Below are 22,502 nucleotides of genomic sequence, written 5' to 3' on the forward strand. Positions count from 1 at the left end.
GACCCCGCGAAACGCTGGGCTGGGCCACCCCGGCCCAACGCCTCGCACAACTCATCGCGCCCTAGCGATTGCACTGACCCCTTGACCCCGCCCCGTGCTGGAGGACAACAACTTCATGATCCACCCGGGTGGGGGGCGGAGGAGGGCAGGGTTTAGTGGTTCGGGGGGATGACGCGGAGGTGGCCTCGGCGGCCCTGCTGGGGCGTCTGGGGGGCCTGGTGGTCGTCGTTCGACGGCGGCCGTGGGGGTGCCGGGCGGGCCGCCTCGCGGACGGCTTCGGCCAGGGCGACCAGGTCGTCGGTGGTGGGCGGCGGGGGCTCGAACTCGCCCTCGTGGCGCACCACGTCCCAGCCGCGCGGGGCGGTCAGGTTGCGGGCGTGCGGCTCGCACAGGTCGTACGTGTGCGGCTCGGCGAACGCGGCGAGTGGGCCCACGACGGCTGTGGACTCGTTGTAGACATAGGTCAATGTGGCGACCGCTTGCCGGGGGCAGCCGTTACGGGAGCAGCGCCGTGGTGACCTCACGGCGGCAGGGTATCCCCATTACCGGGTGCGGCGCACCGCTTCGCGTTGCGACACGCCCGTCATGGTGATCACAATTCGTCCGATCGGCGCGTCGGCGCGCCGGGCCGGCGGCGCGACGGCGGGTGGCCCGGGTACGCGGGCTACCCTGTGCGTCATGACGAGCCCGGAAAACCGCCGCCCCGGCTCCGGCCGGCGCACCCACCGCGACCGCCACGGGCGGGGGCTGCGGGGGCGGCTGGTGCCGGCCACCGTGCCGCTGGCCCGGACCAAGGCCGAGGTCTTCGACGACCTGGTGCTGGACACGGTCGAGACGCTCGAACGCCGCTTCGCCAAGGAACTGGCCGGGGTGGAGTTCGCCGTGGAGGACGTCCCGCCGGATCTGAACGTCTACGACTCGGACGTGCTGGAGGACGGCGAGGTGCCGCTCGCCCGGCTGCTGCCCGGGCGCCCGGGCCGGCAGGAGGTGCCGCCGCGCATCGTGCTCTACCGGCGACCGCTGGAGTTCCGGGCCATGGACCGCGAGGACCTCGCGGACCTCGTGCACGACGTGATCATCGAGCAGGTGGCGAACCTGCTCGGCGTCGACCCCGACGAACTGGCCTGAACCGGCACCGGCCGACCACCGCCGCGTCCCGGCCGGCCCCCGCCGGCCGGGTCGCCGGCCCCGGACCCCGGGCGGCCCCCACCACCCGGTCCGGTACGCGTGTCAGGCGGCGACCCGCCGCTTGAGCTTGCGCCGCTCCCGCTCGGAGAGCCCACCCCAGATCCCGAACCGCTCGTCGTGGCCGAGCGCGTATTCGAGACACTCCGTCTTCACTTCACACCGCGAGCAGATGCGCTTCGCCTCGCGGGTCGAGCCGCCCTTCTCGGGAAAGAACGCCTCCGGGTCGGTCTGCGAGCACAGGGCCCGCTCCTGCCACTCCGGCGCGTTTCCGAGCAGGTCGGCCACCTCGAGCTGGCCGTCCATCCGTTGCCTCCTTGTCGCGCACCGGCGTCATCGCCGCTGCAACCCCCCACGCGAAAGGCGTGCCTGTTCGTCCGGTCACAATTTGTTGCGTTCCGCGCGAACAACCCCATTCAAATTACACGCGTGTAATGCGTGCGCCGTCAAGCCAAACTTGATAATGGAGTCGTCCTCCCGACACGTCCCGGACGACCCTCGTGGCCGCCCGACCCTCGCAACCTGCCCTATCGATTCAGACCCCGGACGAGTAACGCCTTCCCCGGCGAGTTGCCCCAAGTTTTCTGCCGTGGCGCACCGGTGTGGACACCGCCGGCGGCCCCCGGTGGAGGCTTCCGGCGGGCCGCAACCCGGGGCGGTCGTCGTGACACCGTCCAAGATCAGCTTTGGTGGGGCCCAAGGTTAACCCGACCGGAGCAGTACTGCCCGTCGAGGTTCGAGACGCCGGCCGCGCCCCGCCCACCATGTGGACGAGGCGCGGCCGCGCGGCAACCTGGACGGTCAGTCCACTCCCTGCGGTGAGCTGGCTGGCCAGACGAATTCGGCGATCGCGCCGCCGGTGACCGAAATCGCGCCGGCGGGGGTGGTGTCGTCCCACCAGACGGTATAGAGACCGGCCGCCAGGTCCGGGTAGACGGCGCTGTGGACCACCCCGTCCCGGACGTGCCGCTCGCGTACGGCCGAGTGGGTGCGAGGTTCGTCCCGGTCGACGCGGCTGATCTCGATCTCCCGGCCGTGCAGGTCACGTCCGGTGTGGATGATCAGCGCGCCGGAGTCGCCGCCCAGGTCGAGCACGACGCTGCCGCTCTCCGAGGGACCGAGGGTGTGGTGATGGTCGTGCACGTGACCTCCCCGCTCAGGACTTCTTCGCCGGCGGATTGTTGAACCCGTCGTACGGCGTACCGAGGAACGGGAAGTCACCGAGGAAGGGCGCCGTCACGTCGGCGGCGCTCAACCCCGGGGTGACCGCGGCCGCCGCCGCGTCCGGCTTGAACGTCTTGTCCACCAACGGCACGGTCAGCCCGGCGATCGCCCGCAGCGCGATGGTCACCACGTCGTCGCCGACCCGGCGGCCGTTCGGGAAGCCCGCCAGGTCGCCGCCGAGCACACCGAACCGGTCCGGCTTGCGGCTGGGCCGGATCGCCGTGTTCAGCCGCAGCATGTCGGCCTGCAGGTCGCCGGTGGTGTTGGCGAAGCCGTTGATCAGCCCGGCCGGCACGCCGGTGAGCAGGATCGCCACCAGGTCGGCCCGGGGCTTCTTCGATTTGTTCAGCGCGTCCAGGCTGGGGAACACGCCCGGGTAGAGCGCGGGCAGCAGCGCGGCCAGTTCGGGATGCTCGACGAACTGGGCGAAGCGCTTGTCCTCGGTGGGCGGCAGCGTGTTCCACAGGTCCTTCTTGGACATCGGCACGACGACCTCGTTGAACAGCGGGTTGCCCAGCCGGGAGACCTGGGTGAAGGGGCCGGCGGCGGTGGCCGCGGCCACCCGGTCGCCGAGCACCCGGACCTGCTGCCGGGAGGCGGTCGTCCAGACGCCGATGGTCGAGGCGCGGTCGGCGTAGCCGTACCGGCTGGCCTTGCGCCGGACCTTGGCGAGCGGGACCTGCACGGCGATGCTGTGCACGTTCAACCGGTCGAGTGCGTTGACCGGCTCGCCCTCGGTCTTGAACAGCTTCTTGCCGGCCACGTGCAGCTGCTGGAAGGGTCGCAGCGTGCCGAGGTCGAAGACGGCGCCCAGGTCGACGAAGAAGCCGTCGGCCCGCTGGCCGGCGAAGACCTTCTCCCCGGTCGACAGCCGGAAGGTCGCCTGCCGCACCAGGTCCTGGTATTTGGGCGTGGACAGCGGTCCGACGTTGCACGGCGGACAGGGCAGCTTGTGCGCCAGCACGTGCTCCCGGCCGTCGGCGACCCGGGTCAGCCGGTAGAACTGCCGCCGGTTCCAGTTCTTGCTGTCCAGCGCCTCGATCGGCCCGGTGTTGTAAAGAAAGCTGTTCGGATTCGTGATCTCCGTGGTGAATTCGAAACGATAGGTGACGTCCGGATTACCGTCGCCGTCGTTGTCGACGTGAATCTCGTACCGGACGTCGTCGCCGAACTCGAAGAAGTTGGGGCCGCCGGAGGGGAGCTGCACCGGCACGTAGTTGGCGATCAACGTGACCGTGTCGGGCTGGCTCGGGCTGACGAACGCGTACAAGTCGGAGCTGTCGGCGACCGGATCCTTGGCTATCTCCGGGGCCTCGCGGTGAGAGGACATGGCGGACCACACCTTCGTCGGGGGTAGCGGAAGTCGGGACCGGCGCCGGGAGCCCGCGCCGGGAGGGCCGCGCCGGTGGCGCGGGGGCGGTCAGCGCCGGGCGGCGGCGCGGACCAGGCGGTCGGCCAGGCCGCGGTCGCGTACCTGGATCCGGGTCGTGCCGACGAAGACGTCCAGCGCGCCGGAGGCCGCGTCGCGGAGGTGGACCACGATCGGCTCGTCGCGCCGGCCCGCGGAGGGGGCGTTCTGCGCGGCGGACAGGCCCGGCACGGTGAGGGCGGCGGCGCCCAGGGTGGCGCTCGCGGCCGCGGTCAGTGTCTGCCGGCGGGTCAGTCGCGGCCAGGGCCGCCGCTTCGGCTCATCAGTGGTCATGGGCAACCTTTCCGGGCCGGCGCCGCAGCGCCCGCGGTGGACCGGGACCCGGACGCGGCCGGGTGCCCCGGGCTTGGGGGCGCCGGCGGCGGTCCTCGCCGCAACCGCCGCCGGCATCCACTGGTACGGCCGACGGCGGGGAAAGGTTCGACGCTACGCGCCGACGTGACCGTACGCGGTCGTCCGCTTGCGGACCGGTCGGCCCGCCGCCGCCGCGATCCCCCGGAGCTGCTCCTCCGTGCGGGCCGAGCCGTTGCCCGAGCCGGCCATCCGGGAGATGGTCTCCTCCATCAGGGTGCCGCCCAGGTCGTTGCAGCCACCCTGGAGCATCGCCACCGTGCCGGCGTCGCCGAGCTTCACCCAGGAACACTGGATGTTGGCGATGCGGCCGTGCAGCAGCAGCCGTGCCATCGCGTGCACGACCCGGTTCTCCCGCCAGGTCGGGCCGGGCCGGGCGAGGCCGGCCAGGTAGATCGGCGCGTTGGTGTGCACGAACGGCAGCGCCACGAACTCGGTGAAGCCGCCGGTGCGGTCCTGCAGGCCGGCCAGCACCCGGAAGTGGGCCAGCCACTGGCCGGGGTGGTCGACGTGGCCGTACATCATGGTGGAGCTGGACCGGATGCCCAGCTCGTGGGCCGTGCCGACCACCTCGACCCAGGCGGCGGCCGGCAGCTTGCCCTTGGTGAGCACCCAGCGCACCTCGTCGTCGAGGATCTCCGCCGCGGTGCCCGGGATGGTGTCCAGGCCGGCCTCGCGGAGCTGGAGCAGCCACTCCTTCACCGGCACGCCCGCCTTCGCGGCGGCGGTGACGATCTCCATCGGGGAGAAGGCGTGCACGTGCATCCCGGGCACCCGCGCCTTGATCGCCCGGACGATGTCGGCGTAGCCGGTGACCGGCAGCTTCGGGTCGATGCCGCCCTGGAGGCACACCTCGGTGGCGCCGGCCGCCCACGCCTCCTCGGCCCGGTCGGCGACCTGCCCCACGGACAGCCGGAACGCGTCGGCGTCGCTCTCCCGCTGGGCGAAGGCGCAGAACCGGCAGCCCACGTAGCAGACGTTGGTGAAGTTGATGTTGCGGTTGACCACGTAGGTGACGTCGTCGCCGACCGCGTCCCGCCGCACGTCGTCGGCGATCCGGCACAGCTCCTCCAGCGCCGGGCCGTCCGCGCCGAACAGCGCCAGCGCCTTCGCCTCGTGCGCCGGTTCCAGCAGCGCGGCCGGATCGTCGGCGGCCAGCCGCAGGCCGGCGCGCAGCTCGGGATCGTTCGCCACGGCGGCCGGCACGGCGACCCTCGCGGCCACCTCCGACCAGTCGCCGTAGACGTCGTCGAAGTCGCCCCGCCGGTCCCCGGTCCGCCCGGTGGTGTCGATGGTGACGTGCAGGTCGGTCCGACCGCCGAACACCTCCTCCGGCTCCTGCCACGGCCGGCCCACCGGGCGGGCCGCCTCGACGGCCAGCCCGGTCTCCGGGTCGGCCAGGGCGGTGACGTGCGGCAGCAGGCGCGGGTCGAGCCACGGATCGCCGGCCCGGACGTACTCCGGGTAGACGGTCAGCCGCTCGCGCAGGGTGAAGCCGGCCTGCCCGGTACGCCGGGCCAGCTCGTCCAGGTGCGGCCAGGGGCGCTCCGGGTTGACGTGGTCCGGGGTGACCGGCGAGACGCCGCCCCAGTCGTCGATGCCGGCGCGCAGCAGCAGGTCGTACTCGCCCTCGATGAGGTTCGGCGGGGCCTGGATCCGGGCCTTCGGGCCGAGCAGCACCCGGGCCACCGCCACCGTGGCCGCGAGGTCGTGCAGCTCCGCGTCGGGCATGCCACGCATCGCGGTGTCCGGCTTGGCGCGGAAGTTCTGCACGATCACCTCCTGGAGGTGGCCGTACTCCCGGTGCGCGCGGCGGATGGCGAAGAGCGCGTCGACCCGCTCGGCCAGGGTCTCCCCGATGCCGATCAGCAGCCCGGTGGTGAACGGCACACCGACCCGGCCGGCGTCGTCGAGCACCCGCAGCCGCACCGCCGGCTCCTTGTCGGGTGATCCGTAGTGCGGGCCGCCCGGCTCGGACCAGAGCCGGGTGGCGGTGGTCTCCAGCATCATGCCCATGCTCGGGGCGACCGGCTTGAGCCGTTGCAGCTCCGACCAGGACAGCACGCCCGGGTTGAGGTGCGGCAGCAGGCCGGTCTCCTCCAGCACCGCCACCGCGCAGGCGCGCAGGTAGTCGAGGGTGGAGTCGTAGCCCCGCTCGTCGAGCCACCGCCGGGCGGCCGGCCAGCGCTCCTCGGGGCGGTCGCCCAGGGTGAACAGCGCCTCCTTGCAGCCCTGCGCGGCGCCCTCCCGGGCGATGGCCAGAACCTCGTCCTTCTCCAGGTACGCGGCGGGCAGCCGGTGCGGCACCGTGGCGAAGGTGCAGTAGTGGCAGCGGTCCCGGCAGAGCCGGGTCAGCGGGATGAACACCTTCTTGGAGAAGGTGACGACGCCCGGGCGGCCGGCCTCCCGCAGCCCGGCGTCGCGGATCTCGGCGGCGGTCCGGAGCAGCTCGTCCAGGGCCGCGCCGCGCGCGGTGAGCAGTGCGCTCGCCTCAGCCACGTCCAGTGCCCGGCCGGTGGCGGCCCGGCCCAGGGCCCGCCGGACACTCGCCTCGGTCGGGACCGGCTCGCTGCGATCAACCATCCGCCCAGCCTATGCGCTGGCAGGTCCGGGCCCGCCCGCCCCCGACGAGGAGACGGGCGGTCGGCCGCGGGAAACCGTGCGCATCCGGCGGCTCAGCGCGGGAAGTTCGGGTCCTCCCGGTCGAAGCGCTGGGTCCGGTCGCCGTCCGGCGGGGCCGGCTGGCCGGGGTCGGCCGGCTGGCGCGGGATCGCCTGGGTCGGGTCGGCCGACGGCGGCTGGCCGAACGGCGGCGCCGCGTGCGGGGCGCCGTACGGCGGCGCGGACGGCGGGCCGGCGAGGGGCGGACCCGACTGCGGGGCGCCGAACGGCGGGCTCGACTGTGGCGCGTGCGGCGGGGCGGTGTTGAACGGCGGCGCCGGCTGGGCCGAGCCGTACGGGCCGGGCTGCGGGTAGCCGCCCGGCTGCTGGGGCGCGCCGGGGTACGCGCCCGCGGCGGGGTAGCCGCCGGGCTGGCCGGGCATCGGGCCGGGCTGCTGCGGCCAGCCGGGCTGCGCCTGGCCGTAGACACCGGGCTGCGGCTTCGGCTTCGGGACGTAGTAGAGGGTTCGCCAGATCTTGAAGACCACGAACGCGGCGATCGCGAACACGGCCAGCCAGGCCAGCCGGGTGAGCAGGCCGAGGAACGCGTCCAGCACCTCGCCGTCGGCGAGCCGGCCGACCAGCCAGATCAGGAGGGTCAGCGCGCCGAACACCGCGGCGACGGCGTACTCGACCAGCGCGACCTGGGTGATCAGCTTCGCCTTCGGCAACACCGGGCGGACGTGGGTGGCGAGCAGCACGGCCAGCAGCGGCAGGACGGTCGACTCCAGGCCGATGAAGGCGAAGAAGGTGCTCCCGGCCCGGCCGCTGAACGTGCTGTAGTCGTCGACCGGCACCAGCAGGCGCAGCAGGCCGACGAAGAGCAGCACGGCGTTCGCGCCGAGCAGGACGAGCGCGGCCAGTTCGCGCAGCGGCTTGGTCAACTGGCTGGCCTGCGTGGTGTCGCCGGACGCGGGCTCGGCGGGGCTGGTCACGGACTCCCCCTGGGGACGAAAACGGAAGTTGCCGACGTGAGCGTAGTCTCTCCGGCCACGGCTCATCGACGGCGCCGCGTGCGCAAGGATGGACGTCATGCGCATCGTGGTTCTGACCGGCGGTATCGGGGGCGCCCGGTTCCTGCTCGGCGTCCGGGCGTACGCCCGGGAGGTGGGGGCCGAGGTGACCGCCGTGGTCAACGTCGGCGACGATCTGCTGCTGCACGGGCTGAAGGTCTGCCCCGACCTGGACAGCGTCATGTACACGCTGGGCGGGGGCGCCGACCCGGAACGGGGCTGGGGCCGGGTGGGCGAGACCTGGACGGTCAAGTCCGAGCTGGCCGCGTACGGCGCCGAGCCGGCCTGGTTCGGCCTGGGCGACAAGGATCTCGCCACCCATCTGGTGCGCACCACCATGCTCAACGCCGGCTACCCGCTGTCCCAGGTCACCGAGGCGCTGTCCATGCGCTGGGAGCCCGGCGTACGCCTGCTGCCCGCCACCGACGACCGGCTGGAGACGCACGTCGTGGTGGATCTGGACGGCGGCCAGCGGGCGATCCACTTCCAGGAGTGGTGGGTACGCCACCGGGCGGACGTCCCGACGCACCGGTTCGTCTTCGTCGGCGCGGAGACGGCGAAGCCGGCGCCCGGGGTGCTGGAGGCGATCCGCGCCGCCGACGTGGTCCTCGTCGCGCCCAGCAACCCGGTGGTGAGTGTCGCCCCGATCCTGGCCGTGCCGGGCCTGCGGGACGCGGTCGCCGACGGGCCGGCCCCGGTCGTCGGGGTGTCCCCGATCATCGGCGGCGCGCCGGTCCGCGGCATGGCGGACCGCTGCCTGTCCGTGCTCGGCGTCGAGTGCAGCGCGGCCGGGGTGGGCGGCCTCTACGGCGGCCGCTCGGCCGGCGGCCTGCTCGACGGCTGGCTGGTCGCGCCCGAGGACGAGGGCACCGTGGTACCGGAGGTGACCGTGCGCCCGGCGCCGCTGCGGATGACCGACGAGGCGGCGACGGCGGCGATGGTCCGAGCAGCGTTGGAGCTGATGTGAGGCTGGAGATCCTGCCGGTGCTCGGCATCGGCGACGTGACCGAGGGCGACGACCTGGCGGCGCTGATCGCCACCGCGGCGCCCTGGCTGCGCGACGGCGACGTGCTGGTGGTGACCAGCAAGGTCGTGTCGAAGGCGGAGGGCCGGCTGGTCGACGTGCCGGCCGACGGGCCGGAGCGGCTCGCCGCCCGGGACGAGGTGCTGGCCGGGGAGACCGCCCGCGTGGTGGCCGCGCGCGGCACCACCCGGATCGTGCAGACCCACCACGGGTTCGTGATGGCCTCCGCCGGCATCGACGCGTCCAACGTGGACAAGACCCGGCTGGTGCTGCTGCCGAAGGACCCGGATGCCTCCGCCCGCGCGCTGCGCGGCACGCTGCGCGAGCGGTACGACGTCGACGTGGCGGTCATCGTCAGCGACACCATGGGCCGGCCGTGGCGCAACGGGCTCACCGACGTGGCGCTCGGGGTGGCCGGCATGCCGGCGATCCGCGACCACCGGGGCGAGATCGACCCCTACGGCAACGAACTCCAGCTCACCCAGATGGCCGTGGTGGACGAGCTGGCCGCGGCCGGCGAGCTGATCAAGGGCAAGTGCGACCAGGTGCCGGTCGCGGTGATCCGCGGCTACCTGGGCGGGACCCGCGACGACGACGAGGGCGCCCGGGCGCTGGTGCGGGATGCGTCGCTGGACCTCTTCTCCCTCGGCACCGCCGAGGCGCGCGCCGCCGGCCTGCGGGAGGCGGCCACCCTGGCCGACGGCCCCGGCCCGACCCCGGCCGACCCGGCCGCCGTCGACCGGGCGATCGCCGCCGTCGCCGAGGTGGTCGCGCCCGGCACCGTCTTCACCCACGTCACCGACCCCGAGGTACGCGCCGGACTGGTCGCCGCCATGCCCGGCTGGCCGGCGCCGGCCACCGGCCTGGTCCTCGGGGTGCCACCGGCCCCGGTCGACGCGGCGGACCTGGTCCGTTTCGGCGCCGACCTGCAACGGCTCCGCACCGCGCTGGCCGCCGAGGGCGTCCCGTCGGCGCTGCTCCCCCCGCCGCCGGGAAGCACCGCCAGCGCGACCCTCGCCGTGTGACACCTAGGCGCCGCCGGCGGCGGGTCAGGCGTCGAGGACGGCGCGGCCGAGGGGGGTCAGGGTGTGCAGGACCGTGTTGCGGTCGCGGTGGCTGACCAGCAGGCCGGCGTTGCGCAGCACGGTGGTGTGCTGGCTGGCCGCGGCGGCGGAGATGCGCAGCCGGCGGGCGACCTCGCCGGTGGTGCAGCCCTCGTCGGCGGCCTCCAGCACGGCCGCGCGGGTCCGGCCGAGCAGGGCGGCCAGCGCCTCCCGCTGCGCCGCGTCGGCGTCCCGGTGCGCGGCGCTGCCCGGCTCGGGCATGAGGCCGCCGAGCCGGTCGACGGGGTAGACCAGCACCGGCGGCAGGCTCGGGTCGAGGAGCGCGACGGGTGTGCGCGCGCAGAAGAACGAGGGCACGAGAAGCAGCCCCCGGCCGTCGAGGTGCAGCTCCCGGCTGTCCGGGTAGTCGAGGACCTCCAGCACCCCGTCGGCCCAGCGCATGCTCGGTCGCAGGCTGGTCAGCAGCCCTTCGGCGCCGCCGTCGAGCATGGCCCGGGCGCGGCGGGCCCGGTCCGCCTCCACGGCGGCCTGGATCCGCGACCAGTACGGGGTGACCGCCAGCGACTGGTACCGGACCATCGAGTCGGTCAGGTGGCTCAGCACGTCGGGCTGGCCACGGGCCAGGGCGCTCGCCGACGCCGGCAGCACGTTCTCCTCGGCGAGCCGGGTGAGGTCACGGCGGAGCAGGTCGACCGGGGTGCCCCGGACCGCCTCCAGCCCGGCGTCCAGGCCGTCCTTGCTGGCGTACGGGGTGAGGAAGTCGGGGAAGTAGCCGCGGGGCGGATTGAGCGCGAGCAGCAGGCGGAAGCGGTCGGCCGTGGTGTCCGTCCGCAGCCCGCGGGCCACGGTGCGTCGCCACTCGGTCAGGAGCGGGTCACGCCCGCGGCCCTGAAGCAGGTGCAGGCTGAGGACCAGTTCCCAGACCGGGTCCGCGGCAGCGGCCACCCTGGTCCGCAGGATGTCCTCGCGGGAGAAAATGACCTTCAGCATGGAGCTCTCCCGGGCGGACAGAGGGAATGCCCGCCACCTTGAGCACTGTACCTGCCGGCACTTATCTCCATCTTTAAGCGTGGGATGAAAAACCTCGACGGTGCCCGGCCGGGTTGGGCAGACTTCCTCTTGCCCGCCGATGCCGGGGCACGGCCACGCCGAACCGGTCGTCGGTCAGCGGGCGCGCCGGTCGACCGGACGGCACCACGAGGGTCTGCGGCTGTTCTCCGTAGAGGTGTCGTCCGGCGACCGCTCAGCCGAGCCAGAGCGCCACCCGGTGGTCCTCGTCGGTGACGTAGTAGCAGCGCCCGTCCAGCTCGGCCAGCCCCTCCACGTGGTGGAACGGCGCCAGCTCGGTCACCAGCTTCCCCGCCACCCGGGCGTCCGGGCCGACGTCGTGCCGGAACCGGACGTGCCGCGAGGTCACCGGGCCGCCGTGCGGATGGTCGTCCAGCAGCACCGAGCCCTTGCCGACCGCGTCGATCGAGCCGATCACCGCCGCGTAGCCGCCGTCCGGCGTCGGCGCGACAGCCCGGAAGCCGGTCAGCGCGCCCGCCGGGGTCACCCCGGTCAGGGCGTACGCCCCGACGGCGCGCGGCCAGCCCTGCGCCATCTCCGGCTCGGCGCGGCCGACGCCACGCCGCGACCCGGAGCCGTCGTCGTTGCCGAACATGTCGGCCACGCCGGCCAGCTCGACCAGGATCGGCTCGCCCTCGGCGGTCACCGGGAAGCGCAGCCCGAGCAGCACCGTCCCGGCCGGGGTGAAGGCCGCCGCCTCGACGTTGACGGGCAGGTCGTCCTCGGCCAGCCGGCTCACCCAGCTCTTGGCCCGGGCGGTGCCCCGGTGCAGGGTCTCCACGATGAACCGCCGGCGGACCCGCTCCCCCGCCGGCAGCGGGGTCAGCGGCGCGGCGGCGAGGGCGTCGTTGATCGCCCGGTGCAGCCGGAACCGGTTGCGCACCACGTGCAGCGGCAGCGTCCCGCGTGCGGCGTCGTCCTCCCGGAACCGGGCCACGAACGCCCGGCGGGGGCGCAGCGGGCCGGCCTTCGAGCCGAAGTGCGAGCCGAAGACGTACACCCAGCCGTCGTGGTGGGCGAGCGCCTCGCCGTCCTCGGTGCGGCCGTTCTCCCGGCCCGCGTCGGCGGCCACGTGGTGCGCCACCCACTCGCCGTCCGCGCGCTCGAGCAGCAGCGCCAGGCACCGTTCCACCGGTCCCTCGTCGAGGACGGTCCAGAAGCCGCGGCGGGCGCCGTGGGCGCGCAGCAGCGCCGGGGAGCGGACGGGCAGCAGGTCACTGGCCTCGTTGCCGGCCACGACGAACTCGACGAGTCGGAGGGTCACCGGGACAGGGTACGAAGGGCGCGCCCGTACAGTGGCGGGGTGCCGGACACCGAGACGTACGCCGACCTGCACGTCGACGCCACCGCGGTGCTGAGCCGCTGGACGGCGACCAGCCCGGCGGCCGCCGCGAACCGGGACCGGACGCTGGCGCTGCTGGCGGCCGGGCCGGTGGCCATGGGCCGGGCGCACCGGCCCGGGCACGTCACCGCCAGCGCCCTGGTGCTCGACCCGACGGGCGCCCGGGTGCTGCTCTGCCTGCACGGCAGGTTCCGCAAGTGGGTGCAGCTCGGCGGGCACTGCGAGCCCGGCGACCGGACCCTGGCGGCGGCCGCGCTGCGCGAGGCCACCGAGGAGTCCGGGATCGCCGGCCTGGTGGTCGACCCGGAGCCGATCGACGTGGACATTCACCCGGTGGCCTGCCAGGGCGGCTCGCTGCACTACGACGTCCGGTTCGCCGTGCTGGCTCCGGCCGGGGCGACCGAGCGGGTCAGCGCCGAGTCCGAGGCGCTGGGCTGGTTCCCGCCGGACCGGCTGCCCGAGCCACTGGCCGACGGGACCGTCCAGCTGCTGGCGCCGGGGCTGGCCGCGCTGGCGCGGCGGGCCGCCGGCTGATCCGGCGCCGGTCAGACCAGCCCCTCCTCGCCGCGCTCCTTGAGCTCGTCGACCACCTTCTTCACGTCCTGCGCCCGGTCGCGCGGGCAGACCAGCAGGGCGTCCGGGGTGTCCACGACGATCAGGTCGTGGACGCCGATCGCGGCCACCAGCCGGCCGGACTGCGGCACCACCACCAGGCCGCTGGTGTCCCGCAGCAGCACGCCGGGCTTGGCGTCGCCGCCCAGCACCACGTTGCCGGCGGCGTCGGCGGAGAGCACCTCGCCGAGGGTGTGGAAGTCGCCGACGTCGTTCCACCCGAAGTCGCCCGGGACGGTCGCCACCCGGCCGGCGGTCGCCGCGCCCTCCATCACCGCGTAGTCGACGGAGATCTTCGGCAGGGTCGGCCAGACCGTGCCGAGGACGTCGTCCTGCTCGGGGGTGCCCCACGCCGCCGCGATCGCGGTGATCCCCGCGTGCAGGGCCGGCTGCTGCCGGGCCAGCTCGGCCAGGAAGACGTCCACCCGCCAGACGAACATGCTGGCGTTCCAGAGGTGCCGGCCGGAACGCACGTAGCCCTCGGCCACCTCGGCGGCCGGCTTCTCCTTGAACTCGATCACCGGGCGCAGCGGGCCGTCGCCCACCGGCTCGCCGGTCTCCAGGTAGCCGTAGCCGGTCTCGGGCCGGGTCGGGGTGATGCCCACCGTCATCAGTGAACCCTGCTCGGCACCGCGGATCGCCTGCCGGACCACCTCGGCCCAGCGCGCCGGGTCACCGATGAGGTGGTCGGCGGCGAACGAGCCCATCACCGCCTCCGGGTCGCGGTCGGCGATCACCGCGGCGGCCAGCGCGATCGCCGCGCAGGAATCCCGCGGCGAGGGCTCGACCAGGATGTTCTCCTCCGGCACGCCCGCCAGTTGCCGGGCCACCGCCGCGACGTGCGCGGCCCCGGTGACCACCAGCGTGCGCTGCGGCGTGGTCAGCGGCGACAGCCGGTCGACCGTCGCCTGGAGCAGCGAGGCCGGGGTGCCGGTCAGCGGGTGGAGGAACTTGGGGTGGCCGGCACGGGACAGCGGCCACAACCTCGTGCCACTGCCACCCGCCGGGATGACGGCGTAGAACATCAGCACATCATGCCCGAACCGCCGTGCTACGGGCCCGGGGTCGGGCGTACCCGCAGGTGACACTCAGGAACGCGCCCGGCTCCACGCGGCGATGTGCACCTCCGCGCTGGACTCCCAGGTGAATTCCTTGGCGCGGTCGAAGCCGGCCTTGGCCAGGGAGAGCCGGCGCTGCTCGTCGTCGAGCAGGGCGGTCAGGTCGGTGGCGATCTGGTCCGGGTCCTCGCTGGTGTACGCCACGGCGTCGCCGCCCACCTCGGGCAGGGAGAGCCGCGGGGTGGTGAGCACCGGCGCGGCGCACGCCATCGCCTCCAGGATGGGCAGGCCGAAGCCCTCGCCGTAGGACGGGTAGGCGGCGACCAGCGCGCCGCCGAGGAAGCCGGGCAGGTCGGCGTAGCGCAGGTAGCCCGGCCGCAGCAGCCGCAGGTGCGACGGCACCTCGGCCACCGCGCGGTCGATGTCGTCGTCGTGCCCCTGGCCGCCGGCGATGACCAGCGCCGGCGGGTTCTCCCGGTCGGCCACCGCGCGGGACCAGCCGCGGATCAGGTTGGGTACGTTCTTGCGCGGCTCCTTGGCCCCGAGGAACGCGACGTAGCTGCTGCTGCCCAGCCCGAGGCGGGCCCGGACCCGGGCCTTCTCCTCCTCGCTCGGCGCGTGGAAGGCGGCCTGGTCGACCCCGTGGTAGGCCACGTCGATCCGGGTCGGGTCGGCGTCCAGCAGCCGGATCAGCTCGTCCCGGGTGGCCTTGCTCGGCACGATCACCCGGTCGGCGCGGCGCAGGGAGGTCTTGATCGCACTGCGGAAGAAGGTGCGGCGCGACTTGTCGTAGTGCTCCGGCTCGGTGAAGAAGGTCGCGTCGTGCACGGTGACCGTGACCGGGCAGCCGGCCCGCAGCGGGCAGGTGTAGAAGGGCGAGTGCAGCACCTCCGCGCCCACCTGCTGGGCCAGCAGCGGCAGGCCGGTCTGCTCCCAGGCGAGCCGGGCCGGCCGGTGGGCGACGGCCGCCGGGGCGGGGATCACCTCGGCGCCGGGCAGCATGCGGGTGTAGCGCTCCAGGTCGGTGCGAAGGCTCACCACCGCCAGGTCGACGCCCGAGCCGCAGACCCGGCCGAGGGCACCGAGCAGGCCGTCGACGTATCTACCGACGCCGCCACGGTCGGCGGGGACACTCGTGGCGTCGATGAGCACGCGGGGCGGGCGACCGGCGGTCACGGGGCGACTCCTCAGGGGTGGCGCGTCTGTGGGGTACAACACTGTCGGCAAGCCTACGCCGGGCCGGGTGCCCGACGCTGACTGCGACCCGACGGTACGCCGACTTGTCGTTGTCATCGAGTACGCGTACCGGGCGCGTATCGTTCGCGCCGATGGCCGACAACATTGCCCGGGTGTTCGCCGACGCGATCGCGCCCGACCCCGCCCGCCCGCTGCTGACCTGGTACGACGACGCCACCGGCGAGCGCACCGAACTTTCCGGCGCGACGCTCGCGAACTGGGTGGCCAAGACGGCCAACCTGCTCGTCGACGAGGCGGCCCTCGCCCCCGGCGACACGGCCGCGGTGCTGCTGCCGCCGCACTGGCAGACCGCCGCCGTGCTGCTGGGCTGCTGGTCGGCGAAGCTGACCGTGGCCGAGGCCCCGGGCGACGTGGACGTGCTCTTCGCCGCCGCCGGCCGGGTCGACGAGGCGGGCGCCTGGCCGGCCGGCGAGCGCTACGCGCTGGCCCTGGACCCGTTCGCGCTGCCGATGCGGGAGGTGCCGGCCGGCTTCACCGATTTCGTCTCGGCCGTACGCGGGCACGGCGACCACTTCACCCCGTACCCCGGAGGCGGCGAGGGGGACGTGGCGCTGCTGGCCCGCGCGGAGGCCCGGGCCGCGGAGCTGTGCCTCATCCCCGGCGACCGGCTCCTGGTCGACGTGACGCGGCACCCCGACCCGGTCGACTGGCTGCTGGCCCCGCTTACGGCCGAAGCCACCCTGGTGGCCTGCGCCAACCTGGACCCGGCCCGCCTCGACTCCCGCACCGCGACGGAGAAGGTCACCCGGGTCCTCGCCTGACCGGGGTCAGGCGGGGGTTGGGTGGTCCGACTCGGCGCGGCGCTGGGCGAAGGCGGCGAAGGCGGTCAGCGACTCGGGGTTGGCCAGGGCGCCCTTCGCCGCGGCGTGGTCCACCGGGGTGCCGGTGAGGATCTTCTTGACCGGCACCTCCAGCTTCTTCGCCGACAGGGTGCGCGGCACCGCCCGGACCTGGTGGATCTCGTCGGGGACGTGCCGCGGCGACAGTGCGGTGCGCAACTCCCGGCAGATCTTCTTCCGCAGCTCGTCGTCCAGCTCCAGGCCGTCGGCGAGCACCACGAAGAGCAGCAGTTCGCCGGCCCCACCCTCGTCGTCCTCCAGGTGCACCACGACCGAGTCGACCACCTCGTCCAGCCCCTCGACCACCGAGTAGAACTCGGCCGTGCCGAGCCGGACGCCGCCCCGGTTGAGGGTGGCGTCGGAGCGGCCGGTGATCACACAGCCGCCGCGCTCGTTGACGGTGATCCAGTCGCCGTGCCGCCAGACGCCCGGGTAGAGCTCGAAGTAGGCCTCCCGGTAGCGGGAGCCGTCGGTGTCGTTCCAGAAGCCGACCGGCATGCTCGGCATCGGCTCGGTGATCACCAGCTCGCCGAGCTGGCCGATCACCGGCGTGCCGTCGGCCGAGCGGGCCTCCACCTTCGCGCCGAGCGCCCGGCAGGTGATCTCCCCGGCGTGCACCGGCAGCAGCGGCACGCCGCCGACGAAACCGGTGCAGACGTCCGTGCCGCCGGAGAGCGACTGGAGCTGGAGGCGGTCGCCGACGTTCTCGTAGACCCAGGTGAAGCCCTCGGCGGGCAGCGGGGCGCCGGTCGAGCCGACCCCGCGCAGCGCGGACAGGTCGGCGCCGTCCTTCGGGACCAGCCCGGCCTTGCGGCAGGCCAGCAGGAACGGCGCCGAGGTGCCGAAGTAGGTGGTGCCGGTCTCCGCCGCCAGCCGCCAGAGCGCGCCCAGGTCGGGGTGGCCCGGGTTGCCGTCGAAGAGCACGATCGTCGCGCCCACCGCCGGCCCGGAGACCAGGAAGTTCCACATCATCCAGCCGGTGGTGGTGAACCAGAAGAACCGGTCGGCCGGGCCCAGGTCGTGGTGCAGGGCCAGCATCTTCAGGTGCTCCAGCAGGATGCCGCCGTGGCCGTGCACGATCGGCTTGGGCAGGCCGGTGGTGCCGGACGAGTAGAGCACGTAGAGCGGGTGGTCGACGGGCACCGGGGTGAAGGCCAGCGGCTCGTCGGTCTCCGCCGCCAGCTCCGCCCAGGAGAGCGCAGCCTCCGGAGGCGCGCCGGCCGGGTCGAGGTACGCGATGCCGACGGTGTGCCGCAGCGACGGCAGGGCGGCCCGGATCGCGGCCACCTCGGCGCGCCGGTCGACCGGCTTGTCGCCGTAGCGGTAGCCGTCGACCGCCACCAGCACCGTGGGCTCGATCTGCTGCCAGCGGTCGGTGACGCTGCGGGTGCCGAACTCGGGCGCGCAGGAGGAGAAGATCGCGCCGAGGCTGGCGGTGGCGAGCAGCAGGACGTAGGTCTCCGGGATGTTCGGCGCGTACGCCGCCACCCGGTCGCCCTTCCCCACGCCGAGCCGGCGCAGACCGGCCGCCACCCGGCGGACCCGGTCGCGCAACTGCGCGGCGGTCAGTGTCTCCGGCGCGCGGGTCTGCCCGTGCGCGATCACCACCGGGTCGTCGTCGCCCCGGCCGGGCATCCGCAGCACGTTCTCGGCGTAGTTGAGGGTGGCGTCGGGGAACCACCGGGTGCCCGGCATGGTCCGGTCGGTGAGCGTGGCGGTCGGCGGGGTGTGCGAGACCACCTCGAAGTAGTCCCAGATCGACCGCCAGAAGCCGTCCAGGTCGGTCACCGACCACTGCCACAGCGCGTCGTAGTCGGCGAACTCCAGCCCCCGGTGCTCGGCCAGCCAGCGCAGGTAGTCGCCGATCCGGGACCGCTCACGCACGTCGGCCGGCGGCGTCCACAGCACGTCACCCACTGTTCCACCCTCCCTGAGGCCCCGGCACGACACTGTGCATGGGCCGTGGCGCCATCTTGCCCTACCTCGCGAGGCCATTCTCCGCACCCGGCCCTCCCGACGGGGCGTGCCCCACCCACACCCCAAGCCCCCCACCAGTGTGGGTCCGTGCAAGGAAGGGCCCCTTCGTGACGTCCGGCGTCGTACCGGGGCCCCTCCTCACACCTCAGCCGGCGCGGTGGGCCTGGATCGCCCGGCGGCGGGCCAGCCGGTGGGCCCGGCGGATCTCCGCCTCCCGGTAGCGCCGCTCGTCCTCCGGCGTCTCCGGCAGCACCGGCCGGACCGGCCGCGGCGCGCCACCCACGTCCACCCCCACGAAGACCAGGTACGCCGTGGCCACCCGGACCGGCTCGTCCTCGGCCGAGTCCCAGCGCTCGGCGACCACCTTCACCCCGACCTCCATGGACGTGTTGCCGGTCCAGTTGACCTGGGCGTGCGCGTGCACCAGGTCGCCCACCCGGACCGGCTCGGAGAAGACGATCTCGTCGATCGAGGCGGTCACCGCGGTGCCCCCGCTGTGCCGGGCCGCCGCCGCACCGGCCACGTCGTCGACGAACTTCATCAGTACCCCACCGTGCACGGTCCCGTACAGATTGACATCGACAGCGGTCATGATGCGACTCAGCGTGACGCGCGAGTACGAGGTCGGCTTGCCCGGCGGGGCGGAGGGGTGATCTGTCATGCCAGAAACGGTACGGTGCGCGGATGCGACATCTCTGGAGCTTCCTCGCCGGGTTGGTGGTGGCGCCCGTCACCTGGGTGCTCGTCACGCTCGGTCAGGACGGATCTGGGCGCACCGTGCACCGCTGGGTGGAGATCGGTACGTACAGCACGCCCAACCTGATCGAGCCGGCCGTCTACCTGGGCGTCGCCGGCATCCTGCTCGGCCTGCTCGGCACGCTGCGCTTCTCGCCGCTCGGCCCGGCCGTGGCCGGGCTGCTGCTCGTGGTCCCGTACCTCGGGCTGTTCGTAGCGCCCTTCACCGTCCGGAACCGGATCCCCGAGGACTGGAAGATGCTCGGGGACCCGCTGCCGCTGCGCCAGCCGCTGGAGAACGGCACGCTGTTCCTCATCGGCGTGCTGCTGCTGATGGCCGTGTTCAGCGGCCAGCGCTGGCGACAGCGGCCGGGCGGGCCGGCCGAGGCGGAGCTGACCCCGGCCGACACGCCGATCGAGCACAACCCCTCGCTCGGCGACTGGCCTCCGGCGGACCCGACGAAGGACCCGACGAAGGACGGTGACCCGGCCCCGCTCACGCTGGCCTATCCCGACACCCCCACCGAACCCCTGCCCCGTCGCACCGGCGGCGAGTCGCCGTGGTCCGCGCCCCCGCGCGCGACCACCCGACCGGAGGGCACCACCGAGATCCGTTGACGACCGCGGGCGGGCCGGTCACCCGGCCCGCCCGCCCGATCGTCGCCGGAGCGGGTCAGCCCTTGAGCAGCTGGCGCGCCATGACGATGCGCTGCACCTGGTTGGTGCCCTCGTAGATCTGGGTGATCTTGGCGTCCCGCATCATCCGCTCGACCGGGTAGTCCCGGGTGTAGCCGTAGCCACCGAGCAACTGCACCGCGTCGGTGGTGATCTCCATGGCGGCGTCCGAGGCGAAGCACTTGGCCGCCGCGCCGAAGTAGGTCAGGTCGGCGTCGCCCCGCTCCGACTTGCCGGCGGCGGTGTAGGTGAGCTGCCGGGCCGCCTCCAGCTTCATGCCCATGTCGGCGAGCATGAACTGGATGCCCTGGAAGTCGGCGACCGGCTTGCCGAACTGCTTGCGCTCCTGGATGTAGCCCTTGGCGTAGTCCAGCGCGCCCTGCGCGATGCCGACCGCCTGGGCGGCGATGGTGACCCGGGTGTGGTCCAGGGTCCGCATCGCGGTGGCGAAGCCGGTGCCCTCGGCGCCGATCATGCGGTCGGCCGGGATCCGGACGTTGTCGAAGTAGACCTCGCGGGTCGGCGAGCCCTTGATGCCGAGCTTCTTCTCCGGCGCGCCGAAGCTCACCCCGGCGTCGGACTTCTCCACCACGAAGGCCGAGATGCCCTTCGAGCGGGCTGTGGGATCCGTCACAGCGAAGACCGTGTAGTACTCCGAGACGCCCGCGTTGGTGATCCACCGCTTCACGCCGTTGAGCACCCAGTGGTCGCCGTCCCGGACCGCCTTGGTGGTCATCGAGGCGGCGTCGCTGCCCGCCTCCGGCTCGGAGAGGCAGTAGGAGAACATCGCGTCGCCGGCCGCCACCGGGGTCAGGTACTTCCGCTTCAGCTCCTCGGAGCCGGCCAGGATCAGCGGCATGGTGCCCAGCTTGTTCACCGCCGGGATCAGCGAGGACGAGGCGCAGGCGCGGGCCACCTCCTCGATCACGATGGCCGTGGCCAGCGCGTCCGCGCCGGCGCCGCCGTACTCGACCGGGATGTGCGGGGCGTGGAAGTCGGCGGCCCGCAGCGCGTCGTAGGACGCCTTCGGGAACTCACCCGTCTCATCCGCCTCAGCGGCGTGCGGAGCGACCTTCGCCGCACAGACCTCCCGGACCGCCTCCCGGATCGCCTCGTGCTCCTCCGGCAACCGGTAGACGTCGAACGACTGCTCTGCGGACATGTCGGCCCTCCCCTTTCACCGCTATCATGCGCAGTCTGTGGCGCCCGGAAGGCTGCCGACTGCCGCAGACTGAAGGATAGCCACCAGGGTTCAGCCGGACCTTACCGGCGGGTAGGCTCGCGCACGAGCGGCGGCGACAGGCCACAACTACCCTCACACACAAGACGAGAGAGTTCCCTCGGTGCCGGCCCTGGCGCCCCAGCCGAACGCGACGCAAGGAAGCGCCGCCAGTGCGAGCGGAGAAACAGGCGTGACGATCCCGTACCCGAACACCCAGCCGATGCCCGCCATCGCCGCGGTGACGCCGCCCTCCGGCGCGGCCCGACCCCGGGTGACCTTCCTGGGCACCGGCTACCTCGGCGCGACGTACGCCATCTGCTACGCCGAGCTGGGCTACGAGGTGCTCGGCTTCGACGTCGACACGGACAAGATCGCGAAGCTGAACGCCGGCGAGGTGCCGATCCACGAGCCCGGCCTCGACGAGCTGCTCCGCCGCAACCTGGCCGCCGGCCGGCTCCGCTTCAGCACCGACATCCAGGAGACCGCCGACTTCGGCGACGTGCACTTCATCTGCGTCGGCACCCCCCAGCGGGCCGACGGGATGGGCGCCGACCTGTCGTACGTCGAGGCGTCGGTGACCAGCCTCGCCCAGCACCTGACCCGCAAGGCGCTGATCGTCGGCAAGTCCACCGTGCCGGTGGGCACCGCCGAGTGGGTGGAGCAGCTCGTCGGCAAGCACACCCCGACCGACCTGGGCGTCGAGGTGGCCTGGAGCCCCGAGTTCCTCCAGGAGGGCTTCGCCGTCGACGACGTGCTGCGGCCCAACCGGATCGTCGTCGGGGTCAAGAGCGAGTGGGCCAACGGCATGCTCTACGCCGCCCACAAGGGCGTCTTCGACCTGGCCGCCACCGAGGACCGCGAGGTGCCGCTGGTGGTCACCGACTTCGCCACCGCGGAGCTGGTCAAGGTCGCCGCGAACGCCTTCCTGGCCACCAAGATCTCCTTCATCAACGCGATGGCCGAGGTCTGCGAGGCCGCCGGCGGCGACGTCACCCAGCTCGCCCGCTCGATCGGCTACGACCCCCGGATCGGCAACCGCTTCCTCCAGGCCGGCCTCGGCTTCGGCGGCGCCTGCCTGCCCAAGGACATCCGGGCGTTCCAGGCCCGCGCCCAGGAGCTCGGCGCCGGCGAGGCGCTGCGCTTCCTGCACGAGGTGGACCTGATCAACCTGCGCCGGCGGACCCGGGTGATCCAGCTCGCCGCCGACCTGCTCGGCCGCCGCTCCGGCCCGGCCGGCCCGGACCTCTCCGGCACCCGGATCGCCGTGCTCGGCGCCACCTTCAAGCCGAACACCGACGACGTCCGGGACGCCCCGGCGCTGGCGGTCGCCGCGCTGCTCGGCAAGGCCGGCGCCGACGTGCACGTGTTCGACCCGCAGGGCATGGAGAACGCCCGCCGGGCCGTGCCCGAGCTGACCTACGAGCCGACCATGAACGACGCCGTCCAGGGCGCCGACCTGGTCTGCGTCCTCACCGAGTGGGCCGAGTTCCGCAACGCCGACCCGGTCGCCCTGGGCGAACTAGCCAACGGCCGCAAGGTGGTCGACGGCCGCAACTGCCTGGACTCCACACTGTGGACGCAGGCCGGATGGGAGTACCGCGGCATGGGCCGCCCCTGACGCCGTGAACCATCGGCCGGCCGGCCGGGGACCCGTTCCCCGGCCGGCCGGCTCTTTTTGTTGTCCGGAACGCGCCGGCAACGGTCGAAATCCGGGCCCGGTCAAGGCATGCTGCGACTGGGAGGTTCACCGCGCGGGGGCCGACCGG

General features: G+C 73.6%; 20 protein-coding genes and 2 pseudogenes. 7 read left to right on the forward strand and 15 right to left on the reverse strand.

From position 1 onward, the window contains the following. Positions 1–152 precede the first annotated feature (152 nt). Positions 153–524, reverse strand: coding sequence for a DUF3499 domain-containing protein (locus ACFYPD_RS29570; protein ID WP_387120525.1), 372 nt, complete (start codon positions 522–524; stop codon positions 153–155). A gap of 154 nt (positions 525–678) precedes the next feature. Between ACFYPD_RS29570 and ACFYPD_RS29575 the strand changes: the two genes are divergently transcribed. After that, positions 679–1,128, forward strand: a complete 450-nt coding sequence (locus ACFYPD_RS29575) for a metallopeptidase family protein (protein ID WP_091260118.1) — start codon at positions 679–681, stop codon at positions 1,126–1,128. Positions 1,129–1,230: 102 nt separating this feature from the next. Here the strand turns inward: ACFYPD_RS29575 and ACFYPD_RS29580 are convergent, their stop codons facing one another. The 6 genes from ACFYPD_RS29580 to ACFYPD_RS29605 all read right to left on the reverse strand — a co-directional run bounded on the left by ACFYPD_RS29580 (position 1,231) and on the right by ACFYPD_RS29605 (position 7,785). Next, positions 1,231–1,491, reverse strand: a complete 261-nt coding sequence (locus tag ACFYPD_RS29580) for a WhiB family transcriptional regulator (RefSeq protein WP_013284161.1) — start codon at positions 1,489–1,491, stop codon at positions 1,231–1,233. A gap of 495 nt (positions 1,492–1,986) precedes the next feature. Next, entirely contained in the window at positions 1,987–2,328 is a 342-nt protein-coding gene (locus ACFYPD_RS29585; protein WP_387120528.1) for a phospholipase, read from the reverse strand. Positions 2,329–2,341: 13 nt separating this feature from the next. Further along, the gene (locus tag ACFYPD_RS29590; RefSeq protein ID WP_387120531.1) at positions 2,342–3,739 is read right to left on the reverse strand and encodes a DUF4331 domain-containing protein; all 1,398 of its coding nucleotides are present in this window, start codon (positions 3,737–3,739) and stop codon (positions 2,342–2,344) included. Positions 3,740–3,829: 90 nt separating this feature from the next. Then, positions 3,830–4,111, reverse strand: a complete 282-nt coding sequence (locus ACFYPD_RS29595; RefSeq protein ID WP_387120534.1) for a hypothetical protein — start codon at positions 4,109–4,111, stop codon at positions 3,830–3,832. Positions 4,112–4,264: 153 nt separating this feature from the next. Continuing rightward, positions 4,265–6,772, reverse strand: a complete 2,508-nt coding sequence (locus ACFYPD_RS29600; protein WP_387120537.1) for a bifunctional FO biosynthesis protein CofGH — start codon at positions 6,770–6,772, stop codon at positions 4,265–4,267. A 92-nt stretch (positions 6,773–6,864) separates the two neighbouring features. After that, complete coding sequence (locus ACFYPD_RS29605; RefSeq protein ID WP_387120540.1) at positions 6,865–7,785, reverse strand: hypothetical protein; 921 nt, start codon at positions 7,783–7,785, stop codon at positions 6,865–6,867. 97 nt (positions 7,786–7,882) lie between these two features. Here ACFYPD_RS29605 and cofD point away from each other — a divergent pair, with 97 nt between their 5' ends. Together cofD and ACFYPD_RS29615 are read left to right on the forward strand one after the other, a co-directional pair. Beyond that, positions 7,883–8,830: a 2-phospho-L-lactate transferase gene (cofD, locus tag ACFYPD_RS29610; protein ID WP_387120543.1), complete on the forward strand. Its 948-nt coding sequence runs from the start codon at positions 7,883–7,885 to the stop codon at positions 8,828–8,830. Beyond that, positions 8,827–9,912: a coenzyme F420-0:L-glutamate ligase gene (locus tag ACFYPD_RS29615; protein ID WP_387120547.1), complete on the forward strand. Its 1,086-nt coding sequence runs from the start codon at positions 8,827–8,829 to the stop codon at positions 9,910–9,912. The genes cofD and ACFYPD_RS29615 overlap by 4 nt, the downstream gene beginning before the upstream one ends. Before the next feature lie 24 nt (positions 9,913–9,936). Here the strand turns inward: ACFYPD_RS29615 and ACFYPD_RS29620 are convergent, their stop codons facing one another. The 3 genes and pseudogenes from ACFYPD_RS29620 to ACFYPD_RS29630 form a co-directional block, all read right to left on the reverse strand. Continuing rightward, a complete protein-coding gene (locus tag ACFYPD_RS29620; protein WP_387120550.1) occupies positions 9,937–10,941 on the reverse strand; it encodes an ArsR/SmtB family transcription factor in 1,005 nt (334 codons plus the stop codon). A gap of 253 nt (positions 10,942–11,194) precedes the next feature. Then, positions 11,195–11,542: pseudogene (locus ACFYPD_RS29625) on the reverse strand (hypothetical protein); the annotation flags it as partial. 65 nt (positions 11,543–11,607) lie between these two features. Then, positions 11,608–12,283: pseudogene (locus ACFYPD_RS29630) on the reverse strand (hypothetical protein); the annotation flags it as partial. Between the two features lie 39 nt (positions 12,284–12,322). On the opposite strand from ACFYPD_RS29630, the gene ACFYPD_RS29635 reads away from it, so the two are divergent. Beyond that, complete coding sequence (locus ACFYPD_RS29635; protein WP_387120553.1) at positions 12,323–12,895, forward strand: NUDIX hydrolase; 573 nt, start codon at positions 12,323–12,325, stop codon at positions 12,893–12,895. Between the two features lie 11 nt (positions 12,896–12,906). Here the strand turns inward: ACFYPD_RS29635 and ACFYPD_RS29640 are convergent, their stop codons facing one another. Both ACFYPD_RS29640 and ACFYPD_RS29645 read right to left on the reverse strand, forming a co-directional pair. Further along, positions 12,907–13,998 (reverse strand): mannose-1-phosphate guanylyltransferase, encoded by a 1,092-nt coding sequence (locus ACFYPD_RS29640; protein ID WP_387120555.1) that lies wholly within the window; start codon positions 13,996–13,998, stop codon positions 12,907–12,909. Positions 13,999–14,061: 63 nt separating this feature from the next. Continuing rightward, entirely contained in the window at positions 14,062–15,207 is a 1,146-nt protein-coding gene (locus ACFYPD_RS29645; RefSeq protein WP_387120558.1) for a glycosyltransferase family 4 protein, read from the reverse strand. A gap of 152 nt (positions 15,208–15,359) precedes the next feature. On the opposite strand from ACFYPD_RS29645, the gene ACFYPD_RS29650 reads away from it, so the two are divergent. After that, positions 15,360–16,049 (forward strand): TIGR03089 family protein, encoded by a 690-nt coding sequence (locus tag ACFYPD_RS29650; protein ID WP_387120561.1) that lies wholly within the window; start codon positions 15,360–15,362, stop codon positions 16,047–16,049. A 6-nt stretch (positions 16,050–16,055) separates the two neighbouring features. Here ACFYPD_RS29650 and ACFYPD_RS29655 read toward each other — a convergent pair whose 3' ends face one another. Together ACFYPD_RS29655 and ACFYPD_RS29660 are read right to left on the reverse strand one after the other, a co-directional pair. Next, positions 16,056–18,044, reverse strand: coding sequence for an acetoacetate--CoA ligase (locus ACFYPD_RS29655; protein WP_387120564.1), 1,989 nt, complete (start codon positions 18,042–18,044; stop codon positions 16,056–16,058). Positions 18,045–18,249: 205 nt separating this feature from the next. After that, positions 18,250–18,765, reverse strand: coding sequence for an acyl-CoA thioesterase (locus ACFYPD_RS29660; protein WP_387120567.1), 516 nt, complete (start codon positions 18,763–18,765; stop codon positions 18,250–18,252). Between the two features lie 23 nt (positions 18,766–18,788). Between ACFYPD_RS29660 and ACFYPD_RS29665 the strand changes: the two genes are divergently transcribed. Next, positions 18,789–19,457: a hypothetical protein gene (locus ACFYPD_RS29665; RefSeq protein WP_387120570.1), complete on the forward strand. Its 669-nt coding sequence runs from the start codon at positions 18,789–18,791 to the stop codon at positions 19,455–19,457. Positions 19,458–19,512: 55 nt separating this feature from the next. Here ACFYPD_RS29665 and ACFYPD_RS29670 read toward each other — a convergent pair whose 3' ends face one another. Next, positions 19,513–20,676 (reverse strand): acyl-CoA dehydrogenase family protein, encoded by a 1,164-nt coding sequence (locus tag ACFYPD_RS29670; protein ID WP_387120573.1) that lies wholly within the window; start codon positions 20,674–20,676, stop codon positions 19,513–19,515. A gap of 250 nt (positions 20,677–20,926) precedes the next feature. Between ACFYPD_RS29670 and ACFYPD_RS29675 the strand changes: the two genes are divergently transcribed. Next, positions 20,927–22,354: a UDP-glucose dehydrogenase family protein gene (locus tag ACFYPD_RS29675; RefSeq protein ID WP_387120576.1), complete on the forward strand. Its 1,428-nt coding sequence runs from the start codon at positions 20,927–20,929 to the stop codon at positions 22,352–22,354. Positions 22,355–22,502: the final 148 nt, after the last annotated feature.

Origin of the sequence: Micromonospora sp. NPDC005299 (genome assembly GCF_042872345.1) — a bacterium.
In the GTDB taxonomy this organism is placed as follows: domain Bacteria; phylum Actinomycetota; class Actinomycetes; order Mycobacteriales; family Micromonosporaceae; genus Micromonospora.